The sequence below is a fragment of the Acidobacteriota bacterium genome (assembly GCA_004299485.1).
Classification (GTDB): domain Bacteria; phylum Acidobacteriota; class Terriglobia; order Terriglobales; family SCQP01; genus SCQP01.
This window is the reverse complement of sequence record SCQP01000016.1, coordinates 119,811-139,713: the sequence shown is the minus strand read 5'-3', so window position 1 is coordinate 139,713 and position 19,903 is coordinate 119,811. Positions and strand designations below refer to the sequence as shown.

22 protein-coding genes are annotated in these 19,903 nt (G+C 65.5%); 16 read left to right on the top strand and 6 right to left on the bottom strand.

Going from position 1 to position 19,903, the window contains the following annotated elements; genetic code table 11:
* The first annotated feature begins 26 nt into the window (after window positions 1-26).
* From EPN33_11830 to EPN33_11820, 3 genes are all read left to right on the top strand, one after another.
* The gene (locus tag EPN33_11830) at window positions 27-602 is read left to right on the top strand and encodes a BON domain-containing protein (protein ID TAN21310.1); all 576 of its coding nucleotides are present in this window, start codon (window positions 27-29) and stop codon (window positions 600-602) included.
* Window positions 603-627: 25 nt separating this feature from the next.
* Complete coding sequence (gene mscL / locus EPN33_11825; GenBank protein ID TAN21309.1) at window positions 628-1,056, top strand: large conductance mechanosensitive channel protein MscL; 429 nt, start codon at window positions 628-630, stop codon at window positions 1,054-1,056.
* Between the two features lie 165 nt (window positions 1,057-1,221).
* A complete protein-coding gene (locus EPN33_11820) occupies window positions 1,222-2,499 on the top strand; it encodes an ATP-grasp domain-containing protein (GenBank protein ID TAN21308.1) in 1,278 nt (425 codons plus the stop codon).
* A gap of 424 nt (window positions 2,500-2,923) precedes the next feature.
* Here the strand turns inward: EPN33_11820 and EPN33_11815 are convergent, their stop codons facing one another.
* A complete protein-coding gene (locus EPN33_11815) occupies window positions 2,924-3,205 on the bottom strand; it encodes an oxidative damage protection protein (GenBank protein TAN21307.1) in 282 nt (93 codons plus the stop codon).
* A gap of 17 nt (window positions 3,206-3,222) precedes the next feature.
* Between EPN33_11815 and EPN33_11810 the strand changes: the two genes are divergently transcribed.
* The 9 genes from EPN33_11810 to EPN33_11770 all read left to right on the top strand — a co-directional run bounded on the left by EPN33_11810 (window position 3,223) and on the right by EPN33_11770 (window position 10,908).
* Window positions 3,223-4,146: a methionyl-tRNA formyltransferase gene (locus EPN33_11810; protein TAN21306.1), complete on the top strand. Its 924-nt coding sequence runs from the start codon at window positions 3,223-3,225 to the stop codon at window positions 4,144-4,146.
* Complete coding sequence (locus EPN33_11805) at window positions 4,058-4,702, top strand: hypothetical protein (GenBank protein ID TAN21305.1); 645 nt, start codon at window positions 4,058-4,060, stop codon at window positions 4,700-4,702. Before EPN33_11810 ends, EPN33_11805 begins: the two co-directional genes overlap by 89 nt.
* A complete protein-coding gene (locus EPN33_11800; protein ID TAN21304.1) occupies window positions 4,699-5,286 on the top strand; it encodes a hypothetical protein in 588 nt (195 codons plus the stop codon). The genes EPN33_11805 and EPN33_11800 overlap by 4 nt, the downstream gene beginning before the upstream one ends.
* A gap of 6 nt (window positions 5,287-5,292) precedes the next feature.
* Window positions 5,293-5,832 (top strand): ATP synthase F1 subunit delta, encoded by a 540-nt coding sequence (atpH, locus tag EPN33_11795; protein TAN21303.1) that lies wholly within the window; start codon window positions 5,293-5,295, stop codon window positions 5,830-5,832.
* A 62-nt stretch (window positions 5,833-5,894) separates the two neighbouring features.
* Window positions 5,895-7,424, top strand: a complete 1,530-nt coding sequence (locus EPN33_11790) for a F0F1 ATP synthase subunit alpha (protein ID TAN21302.1) — start codon at window positions 5,895-5,897, stop codon at window positions 7,422-7,424.
* A gap of 2 nt (window positions 7,425-7,426) precedes the next feature.
* Window positions 7,427-8,326 (top strand): ATP synthase F1 subunit gamma, encoded by a 900-nt coding sequence (gene atpG, locus EPN33_11785; protein ID TAN21301.1) that lies wholly within the window; start codon window positions 7,427-7,429, stop codon window positions 8,324-8,326.
* Window positions 8,327-8,341: 15 nt separating this feature from the next.
* On the top strand, window positions 8,342-9,805 hold the full coding sequence (atpD, locus tag EPN33_11780) for a F0F1 ATP synthase subunit beta (GenBank protein ID TAN21300.1): 1,464 nt from the start codon (window positions 8,342-8,344) through the stop codon (window positions 9,803-9,805).
* A 3-nt stretch (window positions 9,806-9,808) separates the two neighbouring features.
* Complete coding sequence (locus EPN33_11775) at window positions 9,809-10,066, top strand: hypothetical protein (protein ID TAN21299.1); 258 nt, start codon at window positions 9,809-9,811, stop codon at window positions 10,064-10,066.
* Between the two features lie 161 nt (window positions 10,067-10,227).
* Window positions 10,228-10,908, top strand: coding sequence for an adenine nucleotide alpha hydrolase (locus EPN33_11770; protein TAN21298.1), 681 nt, complete (start codon window positions 10,228-10,230; stop codon window positions 10,906-10,908).
* 190 nt (window positions 10,909-11,098) lie between these two features.
* Here the strand turns inward: EPN33_11770 and EPN33_11765 are convergent, their stop codons facing one another.
* From EPN33_11765 to vsr, 3 genes are all read right to left on the bottom strand, one after another.
* A complete protein-coding gene (locus tag EPN33_11765; GenBank protein TAN21297.1) occupies window positions 11,099-11,992 on the bottom strand; it encodes a hypothetical protein in 894 nt (297 codons plus the stop codon).
* Window positions 11,992-13,203 carry a DNA cytosine methyltransferase gene (locus EPN33_11760; protein TAN21296.1) on the bottom strand — a complete coding sequence of 404 codons (1,212 nt, stop codon included), beginning with the start codon at window positions 13,201-13,203 and terminating at the stop codon, window positions 11,992-11,994. Before EPN33_11760 ends, EPN33_11765 begins: the two co-directional genes overlap by 1 nt.
* A gap of 118 nt (window positions 13,204-13,321) precedes the next feature.
* Window positions 13,322-13,759 carry a DNA mismatch endonuclease Vsr gene (gene vsr, locus EPN33_11755; GenBank protein ID TAN21295.1) on the bottom strand — a complete coding sequence of 146 codons (438 nt, stop codon included), beginning with the start codon at window positions 13,757-13,759 and terminating at the stop codon, window positions 13,322-13,324.
* A gap of 146 nt (window positions 13,760-13,905) precedes the next feature.
* Here vsr and EPN33_11750 point away from each other — a divergent pair, with 146 nt between their 5' ends.
* The 3 genes from EPN33_11750 to EPN33_11740 are packed head-to-tail and all read left to right on the top strand — an operon-like array spanning window position 13,906 to window position 17,742.
* Window positions 13,906-17,097 (top strand): hypothetical protein, encoded by a 3,192-nt coding sequence (locus tag EPN33_11750; protein TAN21294.1) that lies wholly within the window; start codon window positions 13,906-13,908, stop codon window positions 17,095-17,097.
* Between the two features lie 28 nt (window positions 17,098-17,125).
* Window positions 17,126-17,356, top strand: coding sequence for a toxin-antitoxin system HicB family antitoxin (locus EPN33_11745; GenBank protein TAN21293.1), 231 nt, complete (start codon window positions 17,126-17,128; stop codon window positions 17,354-17,356).
* Window positions 17,353-17,742: a PIN domain-containing protein gene (locus EPN33_11740; GenBank protein TAN21292.1), complete on the top strand. Its 390-nt coding sequence runs from the start codon at window positions 17,353-17,355 to the stop codon at window positions 17,740-17,742. Before EPN33_11745 ends, EPN33_11740 begins: the two co-directional genes overlap by 4 nt.
* 4 nt (window positions 17,743-17,746) lie before the next feature.
* On the opposite strand, the gene EPN33_11735 is transcribed toward EPN33_11740, so the two are convergent.
* Together EPN33_11735 and EPN33_11730 are read right to left on the bottom strand one after the other, a co-directional pair.
* Window positions 17,747-18,448, bottom strand: a complete 702-nt coding sequence (locus tag EPN33_11735) for a hypothetical protein (GenBank protein TAN21291.1) — start codon at window positions 18,446-18,448, stop codon at window positions 17,747-17,749.
* The gene (locus tag EPN33_11730) at window positions 18,445-18,855 is read right to left on the bottom strand and encodes a hypothetical protein (protein TAN21290.1); all 411 of its coding nucleotides are present in this window, start codon (window positions 18,853-18,855) and stop codon (window positions 18,445-18,447) included. Before EPN33_11730 ends, EPN33_11735 begins: the two co-directional genes overlap by 4 nt.
* Before the next feature lie 115 nt (window positions 18,856-18,970).
* Between EPN33_11730 and lipA the strand changes: the two genes are divergently transcribed.
* Entirely contained in the window at window positions 18,971-19,882 is a 912-nt protein-coding gene (gene lipA, locus EPN33_11725) for a lipoyl synthase (protein ID TAN21289.1), read from the top strand.
* Window positions 19,883-19,903 lie beyond the last annotated feature (21 nt).

Below are 19,903 nucleotides of genomic sequence, written 5' to 3'. Positions count from 1 at the left end.
CCGCGATAGGCGCATCTAAATGCGTCATGAAGAGGCGGCGAGGCGGGAGTGGTTTTCTGTGGCTAGCGGGAGGAGTGGCAGCGGGGACGGCGATCGGCTGGATGACGGCGCCGCACCGCGGGGGCTGGACGCGGAACCAGGCGCGACAAAAAATGGGCCATTGGTATCGCGCCAGTGTCCGGCGGATGCGCAAGCGCGGACGCGATCTTGAGAACCGGGTGCAAGGGGGGGTGGCCGAATTACGGGAGGTCTGGAGCGGGCGCGAGCATTACGTGGACGCGAATACGCTGACCGACCAGGTGCATACCGCCATCGGGCGCGAGTTCGCCGAGCTGCTGCCGCATATCAATCTAAACGCCGTCGGACACACGATTTATCTGCATGGGTACGTGCGCGAGGCCGAGCAGCGGGAACGGCTGATGGCGGCGATTTGTGGGGTGGACGGGGTGGAAGAGGTGAGCGCGGCGGAACTGCGGGTGCAGCCATGGCGCGAGCCAAGGGGTGATACGTTCGTAGTGCCAGAAACGGACCAACGGGAGGCGAGCGCGCCAGCGCCGCCGGCATCCAGACCGCGCCGGCGCAACCCATCCGCACCGGCGTAATCCAACTTGCGGCAAGATAGAGCGCATGTGGAAAGAATTTCGCGCTTTTATCTTCAAAGGCAATGTGGTTGATCTGGCGGTGGCGGTGGTGATCGGCGCCGCGTTTGGCGCTGTCATCACCTCGCTGACGAAGGACATCCTGACGCCGCTGATTGCAGCGATCGTGGGGAAGCCGGATTTCTCCCGGTTTCACCTGGTGCTGAACAACAGCAACATCACGTACGGGCTGTTCATCAACGCTCTCATTGCCTTCATCCTGATCGGGGCGGCGGTGTATTTCTTTGTGGTCGCACCGATGAACTCCATGCTGCGGCGGCTGCACGGGCCGGCGGCGGACACGCCACCGACGACCAAGAAGTGCCCGGAGTGCCTGAGCGACATTCCGGTGGAGGCGCGGCGGTGCGCGCACTGCGCGCAGCCGGTGGGGCCGGCGACGGCGGCTCCGGCAAGCTAGAGCGCGCGTTCACCTGGGCGCGTGGCAGACGCACGGTGCGTGCGCCGAGAGCGGGTTGTGTCCGCGGGATGCGCGCGGCGCCAGGTGGAGTGGGGCTGCTAGAAACGGAGGCGACGCTTGGGGTACGCAAAAAGCGAGTCAGGGGAAAAGTGATAGCGTGGTCTTATGGCTTCTGGGCGGCGGGTGCTGCTGGTCGCGACGACGACGGGCTATCAGACGGAAAGCTTTCGCAAGGCGGCCGAGGCGCTGGGGGTGGAGTTGGCGCTAGGCACGGACCGCTGCGACAAGCTGCTGGATCCGTGGGGCGATCACGCGGTAGCGATCAAGTTCAATGATGTGAAAGGGGCGCTGGAGGCGCTGCGGGCGCGAGGGCCGTTCGCCGGGATTGTGGCCTCGGGGGACCGGGCGGCGGTGATGGCGGCGAAGGTGGCGGAAGGGCTGAAGCTGCCGTTTCATCCTGCGGCAGCGGCGGTGTTGTGCCACGACAAGCTGGCGTTCCGGGAGGCGATGAAGGCGGCAGACCTGCCGACGCCGTGGGTACAGAAATTCAAGCTGGATACCGTACCGGCAGTTGCCGCGGCGGCGGTGAAGTATCCGTGCGTGCTGAAGCCGGCGATTTTGTCGGGCAGCCGGGGGGTGATCCGGGCGAATAACGCGGAAGAGTTTGCGGCGGCATTTGAGCGCATCCGGCAGATATTGATCGACCCCAGCATCCGGCAGTGGCGCGATCCGGGCGGGGACTGGATTCTGGCGGAAGGCTATATTCCCGGGACCGAGTACGCGCTGGATGGCTGGATGGCGACGGGCGAGCTGCGGCGCTTTGCGCTGTTCGACAAGCCGGACCGGCTGGAGGGACCGTTTTTCGAGGAGACGGTGTACGTCACGCCGTCGCAGCTCGCGCTGGAGCAGCGGGCGCTGATCTGGGACATGGTGGAAGCGGCGGCGCGGGCGGCAGGGCTGGGACCGGGGCCAATTCATGCGGAAATCCGGCTGGACGGCGACACTGCGTATGTGCTGGAGGTGGCGCCGCGCTCGATCGGCGGACTGTGCGGGCGGGCGCTGCGCTTCCGGCGCGAAGCAGGGATGGGGCCGGATGGGCGGCTGATCTCGCTGGAGGAACTGCTGATCCGGGGCGCGCTGGGCGAGCCGGTGGGATCGTGGCAGCGGGAAGAGCGGGCGGTGGGGGTGATGATGATTCCGATTCCGCGCTCGGGCGTGCTCGACCACATTGACGGGATCGAGAAAGCACGCCAGGTGCCGGGCGTGGAGGCGATCGAAATTACCGCGAAGCTGGGCGAACCGCTGCTGGCACTGCCGGAGGCATGCAGCTACCTGGGATTCATTTTTGTGCGGTCGGTGACGGCGAAGGGGGCGGAGAAGGCGTTACGCGATGCGCACGCGGAGTTGGGGGTGTATATGCGGGAAGCGCTGCCAGTACTGTAGAGAGTTGTCAGTAATCAGTTTTCAGTGATCAGTCGGACGGGGCGCCTGCGGGTGCGGCTCGGCAACGCTGATGGCTGACTGCTGAAAGCTATTTGGCTTTGGTGGGGACGGGGACGAAGCCGGGGGGGAGGGCGGCGCCTTCGCCGAAGAAAAACTGGGCTTTGATAGATCGCGGGCGCCCAGCGCGGCTGCGCCGCGCGGCCCGCTCCTCAAGGCCGCGGATCCGCTGCGCCGGGGGCCCCACGCCCCAGCTCCGCTACTTGGCTTTGGTGGGGACGGGGACGAAGCCGGGCGGAAGGGCGGTGCCTTCGCCGAAGAAGAACTGGGCTTTGATAGATCGCGGGCGCCCAGCGCGGCTGCGCCGCGCGGCCCGCTCCTCAAGGCCGCAGATCCGCTGCGCCGGGGGCCCCACGCCCCAGCTCCGCTACTTGGCTTTGGTGGGGACGGGAACGAAGCCGGGCGGAAGGGCGGCGCCTTCGCCGAAAAAGAACTGCTCGAGTTGTTCCTGAATGAGTTTTTGGGCCTCGGGGGTCCAGGGAGCGAGGCGGTATTCGTTCATGACCATCTTGGCGTGTTCTTTCCAGAGGACCCAGGCTTCGGCGGAGACGTTTTCGAAAATGCGCTGGCCTAAATCGCCGGGCCAAGGTGGTTCTTCGAGGCCGGGCAAGTCGCGGCCCAGCTTCACACAGTGAACGATTCGAGCCATGCTCTTATCATAGACCCGTGCGGATCGTATTTCTCGGAACTCCTGCCTTCGCCGTGCCCACTCTGGAGGCGCTGGTGCGGGCACCAGGCATGAAGGTGACGGCGGTGGTGTGCCAGCCGGACCGGCCCGCAGGGCGGAAAGGGGAATTGCAGGCGCCGGCGGTGAAGCGGGCGGCGGAGAAGCTGTGCATCGAGGTGTATCAGCCGGAGCGGATGCGGGGCGGGGAGGCGCAGGCGTGGCTCGAAGCGCAGCGGCCGGATGCGCTGGCGGTGGTGGCGTTTGGGCAACTGCTGCCGAAGACGATGTTTGGGCTGCCGCGCTGGGGCGCGATCAATGCCCATGCGTCGCTGCTGCCGCGCTTTCGCGGGGCGGCGCCGATCCAGTGGGCGCTGGCGCAGGGCGAAACGGAAACGGGCGTGACAACGATGCGCATCGACGCAGGACTGGACACGGGCGACATTTTGCTGCAACGGGCGCTGGCGATCGGGCCAGAGGAGACGGCGCCGGAGTTGAGCTTGCGGCTGGCGGCGCTGGGGGCGGAGCTGATGGTGGAGACGTTGACGGGTCTGGAGATGGGCAGCGTGCAGGCGCGGCCGCAACCGGAGGGGGCGACGCTGGCGCCGATCTTGCGGCGCGAGGATGGGCGCATTGACTGGAGCTGGACGGCGCAGGCGATCTACAACCGCTGGCGGGGGTTTCGGCCCTGGCCGGGGATTCATGCGCGCTTTCGCGACCGGCAGCTTGCGATTCTGCGCTGCCGGCCAGTGGCGGGAATCGAGGCGGATCCGGGCTGCCTCTTGGAGCGCGCGGGCGCGCTGATGGTGGCCTGCGGCGCGGGCGCCCTGGCGCTGGATGAGGTGCGGCCGGAAGGCCGGCAGGCGATGCGCGGGGCGGATTTTGCCCGGGGCGCGCGGCTTGACCGGTCGGCGAGGCTTCAGTAAAATAGGTGATTCCAATGCCCTTTTTGGATCCGGATCCCGGGTCCCTGTCCGAATCCAGAACAACTGTACAAGCATGGATAAGATTCTTCAGGAGTTAGGCAATTTACTGCTCGGCAGCATTCCGACGATTCTGCTGTTCGTGGCGCTGCAATACTACCTGAAATGGGTGCTGTACCGGCCCTTGCAGCGGACGCTCGACGCCCGGAGCGGGCGGATTGAAGGGCGCAAGGCGGCGGCGGAGGGGATTCTGGCAGCGGCGGAGCAGAAGCTGGCCGGCTATGAAGCCTCGCTACGGCAGCGGCATCTGGAAAACTACAAACTGATCGAGGGCAAGCGGCAGGAGGGCCTGCAGCAAGGGCAGACGCAGATTGCGACGGCGCGGCAGCAGGCGGCGCAGGCGACCGTAGAGGCGCGGCAGCGGCTGGCGGAGCAGTCGAGCGAAGTGCATGCGCAACTGCGCACCACGGCCGAAGGACTGGCGCAACAGATTGTGGCCAAGGTTCTGCGCGGCAACTCCGCGGCGAAACTGGATCAGGCGCCGGGGGTGGGGGCATGAATTTGATGATGCTGGCGGCGTGGGTGCAGGCGATGCCGGATATGCGCAGCATGAGCTGGTGGCTGCCGAGCGGCGCGGCGCGGGATATCGTGTGGTGGGCGGTGTTCAGCCTGAACCTGCTGGTGCTGCTGTGGTTGCTCTGGAAGATGCTGTACGGCGGGAAGAAGTGGAATATTCCCATGATGCTGCGCGGGCGCGGGGAGATGATCCGGCAGGAAATTGAGGGCGCGGAGAAGGCGCACCAGCAGGCGGAAGCGCGGCTGGCGGAGATTGAAACGCGGATCACCAATTTGCCGGCCGAGATTGCCGCGCTGGAAAAAGAGGCGGCGGCGGAAGCGGCGCTCGAGTACGCGCGTGTGGTGGAGGAAAGCCGGCGGGAGGCCGAGCGTATCCTGCTGCTGGGCAAACAGGAAATTGAGGCAGCGTCGAAGCTGGCGCAAAAAGAACTGAAGGGACTGGCGGCGGCGCTGGCGGTGGATTTGGCGGGACAGCAGATCCGCGAGCGGCTGACGCCGGAAGAAGACGAGGCGGTGGTGCGGGCGGCGCTGGCGAGCATGAGCTTCGACAGCGGGCGGCCCAACTAAGGCGCTATGGCAGCCGTGGAACAACGTTACGCGCGCGCGCTGGCCGATCTGGTGGCCAAGGGCGATATGGAAGCCGAGCCGATGCGCGCGGATTTGGCGAAGCTGGCGGCGCTGGTGAGCGCGAGCCAGCCGCTGCGGGCGGTGCTGGCCAGTCCGGCGGTGCCGTGGGAGCGCAAGAAGAAGCTGCTGGATGTGCTGGCGCAGAAGCTGAAGCTGGCGCGGCTGACGCGGAACTTTCTGCTGGTGACGGCGCAGCGCGACCGCATCAGCTATGTGCCCGGGATTGAGAAGGCGTTTGAGCAACTGCTGCTCGATCAGCAAGGCATTGTGACCGCCGATGTAACGAGCGCGCGCTCGCTGTCGGAGGCGGAGCGGGCGGCGCTGGAAAAGGAACTGGAAAAACATCTGGGCCGCAAGCTGCGGGCCCGCTATCGCACCGATCCCGAGCTGGTGGGCGGCTTCCGCGCGCAGGTGGGGGATCAGGTGTACGACGGCAGCATCCGGGGGCGGCTGGCGCGGCTGCGGCAGGCGCTGCTGAGCGCCTAGCGAGGCGCCCGGCGATGGTACGAACGAACTAACCACTAACCACTGACCACTGACCACTCATTATGGCTTCCCTTCGCACTGACGAAATTTCTGAAATCCTGCGGACGCAGATCGAGAACTACGACACCGTGATGGCGGTGGACGAGGTGGGCTCGGTGGTGTCGGTGGGCGATGGCATTGCGCGCATTTACGGCCTGGAAAAGGTCATGGCAGGCGAGCTGGTGGAGTTTCCGCACGGGGTGGCGGGCATTGCCATGAACCTGGAAGAAGACCAGGTGGGCGCGGTGATGCTGGGCGACTACACCGAGATCAAAGAGGGCGACCAGGTGAAGCGGACGCACCGCATCATGTCGGTGCCGGTGGGCGAGGCGCTGATTGGGCGGGTGGTGAATGCGCTGGGACAGCCGATTGACGGCAAAGGCGCCATCGCCACCGAGCAGTTCAACCCCATCGAGCGCATTGCGCCGGGCGTGCTCGACCGCTCACCGGTGAAAGAGCCGATGCAGACGGGACTGAAGGCGATTGACGCCATGGTGCCCATCGGGCGCGGGCAGCGCGAACTGATCATCGGCGACCGGCAGACGGGCAAGACGGCGGTAGCGCTGGACACGATTCTGAACTCGAAGGGCAAGGACCTGATTTGCATTTACGTTGCCATCGGGCAGAAGCGCTCGACGGTGGCGCAGGTGGTGGCGACGCTGGAACGCTACGGAGCGATGGACTACACCATCGTGGTGGCGGCGACGGCGAGCGATCCGGCGCCGATGCTGTACCTGGCGCCGTACGCGGGCTGCGCGATGGGCGAGTACTTTCGCGACTCGAAGCGGCATGCGCTGACGATTTACGACGACTTGTCGAAGCACGCGGCGGCATACCGCGAGATTTCGCTGCTGCTGCGGCGGCCGCCGGGACGCGAGGCGTATCCGGGCGATGTGTTTTACCTGCACTCGCGGCTGCTGGAGCGCGCCAGCAAGCTGAGCCAGGAAAAGGGCGGCGGCTCGCTGACCTCGCTGCCGGTGATTGAGACGCAGGCGGGCGACGTGAGCGCCTACATTCCGACCAACGTGATTTCGATTACCGACGGGCAGATCTTTCTGGACAGCGATCTGTTCAACAGCGGCGTGCGACCAGCCATCAACGTGGGTATATCGGTGAGCCGCGTGGGCGGCAACGCGCAGATCAAGGCGATGAAGCAGGTGGCGGGCACGCTGCGGCTGGCGATGGCGCAGTACCGGTCGCTGGCGGCGTTTGCGCAGTTTGGCAGCGACCTGGACAAGACGACGGCGGCGCAGTTGGCGCGCGGGCAGCGGATGGTGGAGCTGCTGAAGCAGGATCAGTACTCGCCGCTGCCGGTGGAGAAGCAGGTGATCGCGATTTTTGCGGCGACGAACGGGTACTTGGACGACCTGAAGGTGGAACAGGTGCGGCCGTTCGAGGCGGCGCTGTACGAGTTTTTGGACAACGCCAAGCCGGGGCTGGTGACCGAGCTGGGACAGAAGAAGACGCTGGACGACGAGCTGAAGGCGAAGATCCGGGCCGCGCTCGATGAAGCCAAGCAGCGGTTTGCGGCCGAGGAGCAGGCGAGAGCGTAAGGATGCCGAACCTTCTCGACATCCGGCGGCGCATCCGCTCGGTGCGCAACACGCAGCAGATCACGCAGGCGCTGAAGATGGTGTCGGCGGCGAAGCTGCGGCGGGCGCAGGAGCAGGCGCTGGCGGCGCGGCCCTACGCCGAGCAGTTGCACGGCCTGATGGCGGGGCTGGCGGGTTTTCTGGATGCGCAAGAGCTGGCGGATATGCGGCTCGAGGACGAGGAGTGGAACCTGGGGCAGTTGCTCGACCAGCGCGCCGTGCGGCGGCGGCTGCTGGTGGTCGTGACCACCGACAGCGGCATGGTGGGCGGCTTCAACGCCAACGTGCTGAAGGCGGTGGCGGCAGCACAGGCGGAGGGGGCGGGCGTCGAGAACCGTTATTTGTGCGTGGGGCGCAAGGGGCGGGACGCCTTCAAACGGCACCATGCACCGATGCTGGCCGAGCATGTGGGCCTGTTCGCGCATGCGATTCAGCACGAGGCGGCGCGGCAGATTGCCGCCGAGGCGATGCGCGCGTTTGCGACCGGCACAGTGGACGAAGTGCTGGTGATCGGGAATGAATTCAAGTCGGTGTTGCAGCAGGTCGTGGTGACGCGGCGGTTGCTGCCCTTCGCGCTGCCGGAAGCGAAAGCGGCGGGGGAGATGCGGGACTACATTTTTGAGACGGCGCCGGCGCAGCTTATCGGTGCGCTGCTGCCGCGCGCGATTGAAACGCAAATTTACCGCTCCTTGCTGGAGTCGCTGGCGAGTGAGCATGCGGCGCGCATGAACGCCATGGAAGCGGCGACGAGCAACGCCGGGGATTTGATCGACTCTTTGACTTTGCATATGAACCGCGTGCGCCAGGCCGCCATCACCAAGGAAATCATCGAGGTGGTGAGCGGGGCGAGCGCGCTGGGATAAGACGGAATTTTTCGCATGGCCACACCAACTGCAACTGCCACCAACGTCGGACACGTGATTGAGATCACGGGTCCGGTCATCGTCTGCCAATTTCCGGAAGGGTCGCTGCCGCCGATCAACCAGGCGCTGCGCGTGACCTCGAAGGGCTTCGACGTGCCCAACCCGATGAGCATTACCGTCGAGGTGCAGCAGCACCTGGGCGAAGGGCGGGTAAAGTGCATCGCCATGGAAGCGACCGAGGGATTGGTGCGCGGCATGGAGGCGATCGACACGGGCGGGCCGATCATGGTGCCGGTGGGCAACGCCTGCCTGGGGCGGGTGATGAACGTCATCGGGGAGCCGGTGGACAAGCTGGGGCCGATTCAGACGGAGCTGCGCTCGCCCATCCGGCGGCCGGCGCCGTCGCTGGAGGAGCAGTCGACCGAGCTGCAGATGTTCGAGACCGGCATCAAGGTGATTGACTTGCTGGAGCCGTACCTGCGCGGCGGCAAGATTGGCCTCTTCGGCGGCGCGGGCGTGGGCAAGACGGTCATCATCATGGAGCTGATCAACAACATCGCCACCAAGCACGGCGGGGTATCGGTGTTCACGGGCGTGGGCGAGCGCACGCGCGAGGGCAACGACCTGTGGCTGGAGATGTCGGAGTCAGGCGTGATTCACCCCGGTGATTCGGCGAAGAGCAAGGCGGCGCTGATCTACGGACAGATGACGGAGCCGCCGGGCGCGCGGCTGCGGGTGGGACTGACGGGGCTGACGGTCGCCGAATATTTCCGCGACGTCGAAAACCAGGACGTGCTGCTTTTCATCGACAACATTTTCCGGTTCACGCAGGCGGGCTCGGAAGTGTCAGCGCTGCTGGGGCGCATGCCTTCGGCGGTGGGCTACCAGCCCAACCTGGCCACGGAAATGGGCGAACTGGAGGAACGGATCACTTCGACCAAGAACGGATCGATCACGTCGGTGCAGGCGATTTATGTGCCTGCCGATGACTATACCGATCCGGCGCCGGCCACCACGTTCGCTCACCTGGATGCGACCACGAACCTGAGCCGCGCGATTTCGGAAATGGGTATTTATCCGGCGGTGGATCCGCTGGCGTCGTCGTCGCGTATTCTCGATCCACGCATCATCGGGGCCGAGCATTACGGCGTGGCGCAGAAGGTGAAGCAGGTCTTGCAGAAGTACAAAGACCTGCAGGACATCATCGCCATTCTGGGCATTGAGGAGCTGAGCGAAGAGGACCGGCTGACGGTGGCGCGGGCGCGCAAGGTGCAGCAGTATCTGTCGCAGCCGTTCTTCGTGGCGGAGCAGTTTACCGGCTTGGAAGGCAAGTACGTCAAGCTGGCGGACACGATTGCCGGGTTCAAGAAGATCGTCGAGGGCGGCCTGGACGAAGTGCCGGAGCAGGCGTTCTATATGCAGGGGACGCTGGAGGACGTGTACAAGAAGGCCGAAGAGCTGCAGAAGGGCGCAAAGTAGGCGATGGCCGAGACGCTCAAGCTGGTGCTGGTGACGCCGCAGAAGCTGGTGTTTTCTGCCGAGGCGCGCTGGGTGGAGATTCCGGCGACGAGCGGCGAGATGCGCGCGCTGCCGGAGCATGCGCCCACGCTGGGGGAGCTGGGCAAGGGGACGGTGCGGTATGAGGCCGTCGCCGGTGGCGAGCAAAGCGTCGAGGTGACCGGCGGGTTTTTTGAGGTGCTGGGCGATAAGGTGACGCTGCTGGCCGATGCCACTGCGTAAGGAGGGTCGGGGCGATATGCGGCGCGGCGCGGCGTCCTCAGGCGCTCAGGCTCGCACAGGCGCCACTGGCGCCTGTTGCCGTACTTCCGTGTACGCTCCCTCGCCCTCGCTCCTTGTGTCCTTGCGGCGCTTGCACCTCACCCCTCCCGGAGATTTGAATTATGCCGCACGAGAAGCTGCCTAAGGCTTACGTTTCCTGGAGTTCGGGCAAGGACTGCGCGTTTGCGCTGTGCGAGGCGCGGCGGCTGGGGCTGGCCGATATTGTCGGTGTGCTGACTACGCTCAACGAAGTCTACGACCGCGTGGCGATGCACGGGGTGCGGCACGCGCTGCTGCGGCGGCAGATTGCTGCGCTGGGACTGCCGGCGCTGGAGATTCCGCTGCCGAGTCCGTGCAGCAATGAGATTTACGAGGAGCGGATGGCGGCGGCGTGCGAGGGGCTGAAGGCGCAGGGCATCCGGCACGTAATTTTCGGGGATTTGTTTCTGGAAGATATTCGCGCCTATCGCGAAGCGAATTTGGCACGGGCGGGGATGAAAGGGATTTTTCCGCTGTGGGAGCGGCCGACGCGGGCGCTGGCGGAGGAGATGCTGGCGGCGGGGATCGAGAGCTGGATTGTGTGCGTCGATCCGCGCAAGCTGGACGCGCGCTTTGTCGGGCGGCGCTGGGATCGAGCGCTGCTGGCCGAGCTACCGGTGGAGGTGGATCCGTGCGGGGAAAACGGCGAGTTTCACACCTGCGTGACCGCGGGGCCGATGTTCGCGGCGCCTATCGCGGTGCGCGCGGGCGAGGTGGTCGAGCGCGCGGGGTTTGTGTTTGCGGATTTGGCCGCTGCTTCTTGAGCGCAGCCTCGAGCTTGCGGCTTGCCAGAAACTCCTCCAGGACCTTCGTGACGGCGTCTCCGTCGGTTCGTGCCCCGTACATTTTGCGGACGGTTTTGAGGAGATCGGGGTCGAGCCGGAGCGTCTTGCGGCGCTTTTCCGCCATGAAACATTTTAACGCCCCGCTCGCGGAGCCGGTGTCGGTGCCTAGCTAGCCATTTTTGCCGATTTCGGTCATGATGGCTTGTTCGTAGACGCGCGATGGCGGGAGATTGGAGGGGGATGTGAACGCCAGAGCGACCTGATCGACAGTCGTGGTGATCTGCCCGGCTGGGATGATCACTCGCAACGTGCCGGGCGGTTCGGTGCAGCCGAGGTCATACCAGCGGAAGGTCAGTGCGCCAGGTTGGGGAGCGTACTCCAACAGATTGCCGCCGAGCCGCTCGCGAATGCGCTGGTAAACCGGGGTGGGGCAGACGAAGAAAAGCCCCTTTTGGCATAACGGTTCGCGCCTGAGGACGTGTCCCTTATAGATTAGCTGGGGGAGAATTCGCTTTGCGACATTCTCCCAGTTCAAGCCGGCTTTACTCATTCCAGGGAACTCCTCTTCCTTAAGAAGCGCGGACCGCTGGTCGCGATAATTACCGGTTGTGTCGATTGCTTGGACCTCGACTGCGACGAACTCTTCCAGAACTCCGCCGGGCGACAATAGGGCAAGGATCCAGTCGACAAAGTAATTTCCGCCGCCCCGACGCTGGGGCAGTCTCAACTCCTTGCCCCAATGCTTGCCGAAGACCGCGACCACGCGACGGGGAACGGTTGCGGCAGCGCCAGCCGGGAGGAGGTCGAGTCCGGGGCCGAAGGCACCTTCCACAATATCTCGTAGGACTCGGTAGGAGCTGCCGTACAGCCGGAACGGGCAGCAAATCACCGGGTCTGGACGGGTCTGGCGGACGGTGCATGCACCGCTGGGGGCGCCGTCGCTGAGCGTCTTCTCGCATCTTCCATCCAGAAAGGGGCACCAAAGCCTGGATCTCCCCGAGAGTGCGGCCGGGGATCGGTCCGCTGGGTCGTAGCCGAAGAATTCGACTATCTTCAGTGCCATCAGCTCGCCTTCGCGCGACGCCGGGCTTTGGCAAAGCGGTCGGCGAGGGCCCCGGCAATTGCGCGTGCCAACAACGGGGGCACCGCATTGCCGACCTGCTCGTATTGAGCCACACGGGAGCCGAGGAACCGGTACGTGTCGGGGAAGGATTGCAGGCGTGCTGCCTCCCTCACGGTGAGTGCCCGGTCCTGGTCGGGAAGGAAGACAGCGCCCCAGTGCGGGTCGCATTTAGTCATGATGGTCCCAGCCAAGCCGTCGTGACGCAAGCGGCCGTACCGCCGCGTGTGATCGGACTTCCGCGCCTTCTGCATTCCCTTGGGCAGCAGCTCGAAGGGGATGTCCCGCCAGGAGCCGCCCGGTTTGACGTAGCGCAGACGGCGCGCGTTCTGCGATGACAGGCGTGCTGCGAAGTGATTAAACGTCCCTCCCCCACCGTTGCGTAGAGATATTGCGTACTCGCTCTGAGCAGGTTGGTCATACTGGACCACTTCAGCGCCCTGGCCCATCCGCAACCGTGGAAGGTCCGAGATTGCATCACGCACGGTGACGGCAGGGGGGAGGGTCTGTTCCTCCAATGGGAGCGGCCTTAGGGTCATGGTGCGACCGCCTTTGAAATTAGCGCGTGCAACTGCGAAATGAGTTGGCATTGGAGGGGCGGGGGCAGGGCCGGGGCGCGCACCTAAGATGATCAGGCGCCAGCGCTGCTGTGGCACTCCGTAGTGTGCAGCGAAGAGGATTTGGGTCGATACCGCGTAATGCCGCTGTTGGAACTCGGCGATGATCCTCTCGAAGATCTTGCCCTGCGCAAGCGAGAGCATCCCCGGCACGTTTTCGAAGACGAAAGTCTGCGGGGAGAACTCGTCGATGAAGCGGATGAAGTGTGCAAACAGGGCGTTTCGTGGGTCGCCGAGGAACCGCTCAGGCGCATTGATCGAGAACCCTTGGCAGGGTGGACCACCCACAAGCACGGAGAGCTCGCCGCGCATCAAGCGCAGGGCGCGCCTAACCGCGGCCGGATCAACCGCCTCAACGGGTCTGCTCTCGGCCCAGACCTCAGGGTGGTTTGCGCGGAATGTCGAGATAGCTACTTCATTGATGTCGTTCGCGTAAAGGCACCGGAACCGGGCCTGACGGAACCCCTCGGTTATCCCGCCTGCGCCGCAAAACAAGTCGATTGTTGTGGGTGCTGCGTTTTCGGAGCTGGCCAGCATACTTGAACGCAGGATTACACGAAAGGCCCACCATAGGCCAGCCAAAAGTAGGGTGCGGGGGTGCGATGTACGGGGGGACTGTGGCTGGCTCGGGGACCGGGCGCGGCCGGGGCCCGAGCTAGCGGACCTTGGGGTGCCTGCGCGACTCGGCGCGGGAGAGGACGCCCTGGAGGCGGTGCTCAAGTCTCCGTGATCGTGCGGTTTCACATTCCCAGATGACGGAGACGCTCCAGCCTTGTTCGCGGAGGCGCCGTGCATTGCGGCGGTCGCGGAGCTGATTGCCGAGGAGCTTTGGCGTCCAGTAGCTTTTGCGGGACTTGGGGAATCTTCCGTCAACGCAGCGCGCGTGACAATGCCAGAAGCAACCGTGGACGAAGATTGCCTTGCGCAAGCCTGGAAAGACGAGGTCGGGCGTGCCGGGAAGGTCGTGGCGGTGCAGGCGGAAGCGGTAGCCGAGGCGGTGGGCGGCGCTGCGGACTGCGAGTTCGGGCTGGGTATCTTTGCTGCGGATTCGCGCCATGTTGCGGCTGCGGGCGGTGCGCGAGATTGTGTCCATTGCGCTTGATCCTAACGCGCGTTAGCGGCGGACGCAAGTTTTGCGTCCGTTGCAGCCGCGTCGTATTGTTCTGCGCGGAAGCGCGAACGTATAATGGGGGAACTCGGTACTGCAACTTTCTTTGGCGAGCTCACTGCGAGTAACAAATGAACAAAACTGAGGTCTGTGTGTCGGCGGGGGTGTGTGCCTGGCGGGGGGCGAGGCGTGGGCTGGCGCTGGCGCTGCTGCTGGGGCTGGGGGCGGGCGCGGCGGCGGCGCAGGGGTTTACGCTGCGGGGACACGTCGAGAACGGGCGCGGACAGGGGATCGGGGCGGTGACCGTCGCGATGCGGCAGGGGGAGCAGCGGGTGAGTGCAGTGACCGCGGCCGATGGGGCGTTTCAGGTCGAGTTGACGGCGGGGGTGTGGACGCTGGAGGCGGCGCGGGCGGGGGCGAAGCCGCTGGGGTCGGCGGCGCTGACGCTGCGGGCGGGGGACACGCTGACCGTCATCTGGGGCGTGCACCAACAGCGGGTGGAAGTGGCACATGCGGTCGCGGCGGCGGCGGGGGCGAGCGGGCATACCGAGCAAGTAAATACGCTGCCGCTGCGGGGGCAGGCGGCGAGCGAGCTGGACACGCTGGTGCCGGGGACGGGGGCGACGGGTGGGACGGCGGGATCGTTTTCGGTGAACGGGAACCGGTCGGAGTACAACACTTACCTGGTAAGCGGGACCAATGACCTGGATCCGTTCCGGCAGCAGGAGGCGATCGGGCAGGGCGGGGCGTTTGGGGCACCGGCGGTGCTGATTCCGCTGGGGGCGGTGGATCAGATTCACGTGGTCACCAACCCCGGGGCGGTGTACACGCCTTCGGGCGCGGTGCTGACCACGACGCTGCGGTCGGGTACGGCGCAACTGCACGGGTCACTGTTTGAGTACTTCGACAACGACAAACTGGCGGCCAATAACTTCTATAACAACTTCTTCGGCCGGCCACGGCAGGCGTTCCGGAATAACCAGTTTGGATTTACCGTGGGCGGGCCGCTGCCGGGCATCGGCGGGTTTGGGTTTGCGTCGGTGGAGGCGCAGCGGGAGGCAGTGGGGGTGACGTACGCGTCGCGGCTGCCGACGGCGGGCGAGATCGCGACGGCGAGCGCGCTGGTGCAGCAGTCGGGACGGAGCGTGAATCCGCTGGCGCTGACGATCCTGAAGCAGTATCCGGCGGGGCTGGGGACAGGACCGCTGAGTTTTTCCGTGCTGGGGCTGAACAACGGCAACACCATGGTGCTCAAGGGTGACCACGCGGTGGGTGTGCATACGAAGCTGGCGGCGACCTATATTTTGGGCGACAACGGACAGACGTTTCCGCAAGGGCACCTGGGCGAGACGAGCGGATCGCGGCTGCCGGCGTATAGCGTGGTGTCGCCGACGCGGGTGCAACTGCTGTCCCTGGAGGCGACGCGGGCCGACGGCGGCGCCTGGACGGAACACGCGCGGGCGGGGTACTCGCGCTTTTTCGAGACCACGGCGCCGGGCGATGCGGGATTCAACCCCGCGAGCCTTGGACTGAACACCGGCGCCTCGGGGCGCGACAGCGGGCTGCCGGAGATCGACATCGCGCCGGGATTTTACGAGAACCTGGGCGCTTCGACGGGGCTGCCGCGCGGACGGGTGAGCGACGTGTACGACTTTGCGGCGAGCGCGCAGCACCTGGCGGGCGGGCAGCAGTGGAGCTTCGGGGGCGAATACACGGCGATTCAGGAGAACGCGTTCGTGGACAACGGCTTCCGCGGGCTACTGGTGTTCAACGGGTCGCAGCTCGGGGATACGCTCTCGCAGAATTTTGGCACTGCCTCGCTGGTGGATCTGCTGGCGGGGCTGCCGGCGCCGGGGGCGACCGCGATTGCGCGCGGCAACGGGCAGCGCTACATGCGGCAAAAGCGCTGGGGGGCGTTCGCGCAGGATCAGTGGCAGCTCAGCCGGGCGGTGCAGGTTACCGCAGGGGTGCGCTATGACCGCTTCGGGGTGCCGTATGTCACCGAGGGGCATTTGAGCAACTTCCTGCCCAGCGCGGGGCTGGTGCCGGTGGGTGCGAGCGGGCTGGCGACGCTGTATCAGCCGAACGCCTGGGATTTTTCCCCGCGCGCGGCGGTGGCGGTGCATGGACGCGGTGGGCGCATCTGGCGGGCGGGATGGGGATTGTATTTTGATCCGGCGGCGCTGGACCAATACATGCAGGACTCGACTTCGAACTCGCTGGTGGCGGGGCCAGTGTATAACCCGATTGGGTCGAGCGCGATTTTTTCGGTGACCCCGGCGGCGCCGATTCCCTTTGGGCCGGGCGTCGCTATTTTTGGCGGCGCGGTGGCGCAGCCGCCGTTTGATGTGTTTGGGGTCGAGCAAAATTTTCCTGACCCGCGCGTGCAGGTCTACCACGTAGCGCTGGAGCAGGCCGTCGGAACCGGCAATTCGCTGACCGTCGCCTACTACGGCAGCCGCGGGACACGGCTGCCAGTGGTGCTGGATGCCAACCAACCCACGCCGGGCGCGGCGGGCACGGCGGAGGAGCAGGCGCGGCGGCCGTTTGCAGCGACGTATCCGGACTTTCGCGTGATCAATATCCTGACGGCGGCGGCGCACTCGAATTACAACAGCCTGCAGGTCTCGTCGCGGCTGAACGGCTTCGCGGGCGTGCATGTGCAGGTGTCCTACACCTGGGCGAAATCGCTCGACGACAGCTCGGGCGCGGGCGGCTACAGCGGCGGGCTGCCGCAGGACAGCCACAACCTGGGGCTCGATTACGGGCCGTCGAATTTCGACCAGCGGCAACACCTGAGCCTGACGTACGCGTATCTTCTGCCCGCGTTCACGGCAGGACCGGGGGCGTTGCGGACGGTGCTATCGGGCTGGCAGGTCAACGGCATCACGACGTTTGGGTCGGGATCACCGTTTACGGTGATGCTGGCGAGCGATAACTCGGGAACGGGCGAGTTCCGCGACCGGCCCAAGCTGGTGGGCGATCCGAAGGCGCCGTTCAATCCGACCGGGTCGTATCTGAACCCGGCGGCGTTCGCGCTGCCCGCGCCGGGGACGTACGGCGATCTAGGGCGCAATACCTTCTACGGGCCGGGGCGCAACAACTTCGATCTCTCGCTGGTGAAGACCACGGCGTTTGCCGGCGACCGCACGCTGCGGCTGCGGGCGGAACTGTTCAATGCCTTCAATCACCCCAACTTCGCCTCGCCGTCGACCATTTTCGGCTCCGGCTACCGGCTCACGAGCACGCCGGACGTGTTCAATCCCTACTTCGGGGACGGCGGCCCGCGCGCAATCCAGTTGGTGGCGGAAATCCTGTTTTAGCCATTTGCATGCACGGTATACTACCTGCATGCAACGCATCATTCAAATCCGGGACGTGCCGGAATCGCTTCATCGCAAGCTGCGCATACGTGCGGCGGAAAAGGGCCAGTCGCTGGCGCAATACCTGCGAGAGGAACTGGTGGAGATTGCGAACACGCCCACCGAGTCGGAAATACGGGAGCGGCTGCGGCGATTGACGCCGGTTACCGGCAATTTTTCGACGGCGGAAATTATTCGTGCGGACCGGGACAGCCATTGATCGTCCTGGACGCGTCGGTGGCCGTCGATTTGCTGCTGCTGCGCCTCGAGCCGGTGACCGTAAGCCGGGTGACCGGGAGGCAGCAGAAAGTGCATGTGCCGCACCTGCTTGATCTGGAGGTAATGCAAGCGCTGCGTCGCATCGTCCGCCGGGGAGAAGCGAGTGACGCGAGTGCCGCTCTAGCATGGACACAACTGGACGCGATGCGCTTCCGGCGGCATGGTCATCTGGCGCTGCGCGACCGCATATGGGAGCTGAGAGACGCGCTCAGCGCGTATGATGCAGCTTATCTGGCGCTGGCCGAGGGACTCGGCTGTCCGTTACTCACGCGGGACCGCGGGCTGGCGCGGTGTCCGCTGGCGCGGACGACCGTCGAGCTGGTTTAGGGCGTCAGTCGCCGCGGTGATTGAGTTCGGCGAGGAGGGAATCGGCGGCGGCGGGGCGGGCGACGGCGCCGTCGAGGATCTGCCGGGCGGTAGCGGTGTGGTAGAGCCAGCGGTTGCTGTCGTGGTCCTGCTTGATGACGCCGCCCTTGATGGTGATGCCGCCGAAGAGGCCGCGGCTGCGGGAGTAGGCGAGCATTTTGGCGTGCATGGTGAGGTCAGTCTGGGCGTCGGCACTGCGGCCGACGGGGCCGGCGGTGGCGGCCATGTCGCCGCCGAGGGTGAACTTGTCGTGCAGCAGGTGGTTTTCGCCTTCGCGGTTCATGATCAGCATCACCACGTCGGATTCCTGGGCGCCGATCTGCAGGCCGAAGCTGACGCCGCCGAGGCTGACGAACAGGGGCGCGGACCAGCCGGCGGAGCGGCCCTTGCCGGAGTCCAGGCGGCAGGTGACGACGCCGCGGCCCATGGCGCCGCCAAAACCGAAGCCGGCGCGCTTGTAGCCGGGCACAATCATCACGCACTGGGTATGCTTCAGGATGGCGCTGGGAATGCCGCCGTCGGGGGCGCTCATGATTTCATGAAACACTTCGGCGGAGCGCTGCAGGCGTTTGAGCGCCTTTTGCGCGTGGGCGCGCGGAGCGAGCGCGGCGAGCAGGCCGAGGCCCAGAGCGAGCGCCAGGAAATGGTTGGCATTGCGTTGCGTCATTTACCCTCCGGAGGACGATATCCGAGCAGATGAAAGGCCTGTGTCACGCCGCCAATGGGGCAGGCGGCAGTCCAGCGCAGTGTTTGACGGATGACGGGGTCCTGCTCCTCACCGGTGTCGCACTCGACATCGTGGGTGAGGCAGCGGAACACGCCGGCGCCATCGTGCACGATTTCACAACCGCAGCGCTGGGCGAGATGGCGGCGCGCGCGCTCGACGACGGTGCGCAACTGTTCTTCGCTATCGGCCGGATCGACGGGCTCGAGCGGGGAGTCGAAGTCTTCGAGCGTGAAGACCGCACCCAGGGCGGAGTCGGGATGCAATTCGCCGGCGGCCACGAAAAACACCTCCAGGCCGACCTGGCTGGCAAACCATCGCACACGCTCCTTGCACGCCTCGTCGCTCACGCGAGCACCTCTGAAAAACAGTTTACAGCTTGCAGCTTACAGCTTACAGCGGAGCGGGATGGACGGAGGAGGAGGGGGATAGCGCTGGGAGTGTTACCTTAAAGAGGAGAACGGAATGGAAACGCTGGTACAGCTCGAGACCGAGGCGCCGCCGCGGGAAGCGCGGCCGGAGTGGCTGCGGGTGCGGCTGCCGGGAGGCGAGAACTACCAGCGGCTGAAGAGCATGGTGCACCAGCTCGAGCTGCACACAGTGTGCGAATCGGCGCACTGCCCCAATATCGGCGACTGCTGGAACCGGGGCACAGCCACGTTCATGATTCTGGGGAATCTGTGCACGCGGCGCTGCGGCTTCTGCGCGGTGCCCAAAGGGCGGCCGCTGGCGATCGACTGGGACGAACCGCGGCGGGTGGCGGACGCGGTGCAGCGGCTGAAGCTGCGGCACGCCGTCATTACCTCGGTGGACCGCGATGACGACAACCTGGGCGGAGCGCGGGTGTTCGCGCAGACGATTGCGGCCATCCATGAGCAGCTGCCAGAGTGCTCGGTGGAAGTGTTGATTCCGGATTTTCGCGGCAGCGAGGAGGCGCTACGGATTGTGCTGAATGCGCGACCGCAAATCCTTAACCACAACACGGAAACGGTGCCCGAGCTGTACCGCTTTGTGCGGCCGGGGGCCAAATTTGACCGGTCGCTGGAGCTGCTGCGCAACGTAAAGCGCTTCGCACCGGGCATGCTGAGCAAGAGCGGCCTGATGCTGGGGCTGGGGGAAACGGAAGCGCAGCTTATGGCGGCACTACAGCGGCTGGCGGACACAGGGTGCGACATTCTGACACTCGGCCAGTACCTGAGACCCTCGCGCAACCATCTGCCGGTGAAACGGATGTACACACCGCAGGAGTTTGCTGACATCAAGCAGCAGGCGCTGACGATGGGTTTTGGGCATGTGGAAGCTGGGCCACTGGTCAGAAGCTCCTACCATGCCCGTGACCAGGCCGAGCAGGTAGTCGCGCGCACATTACCAATGTAGTGCCGACACTTGGAAGCTGCA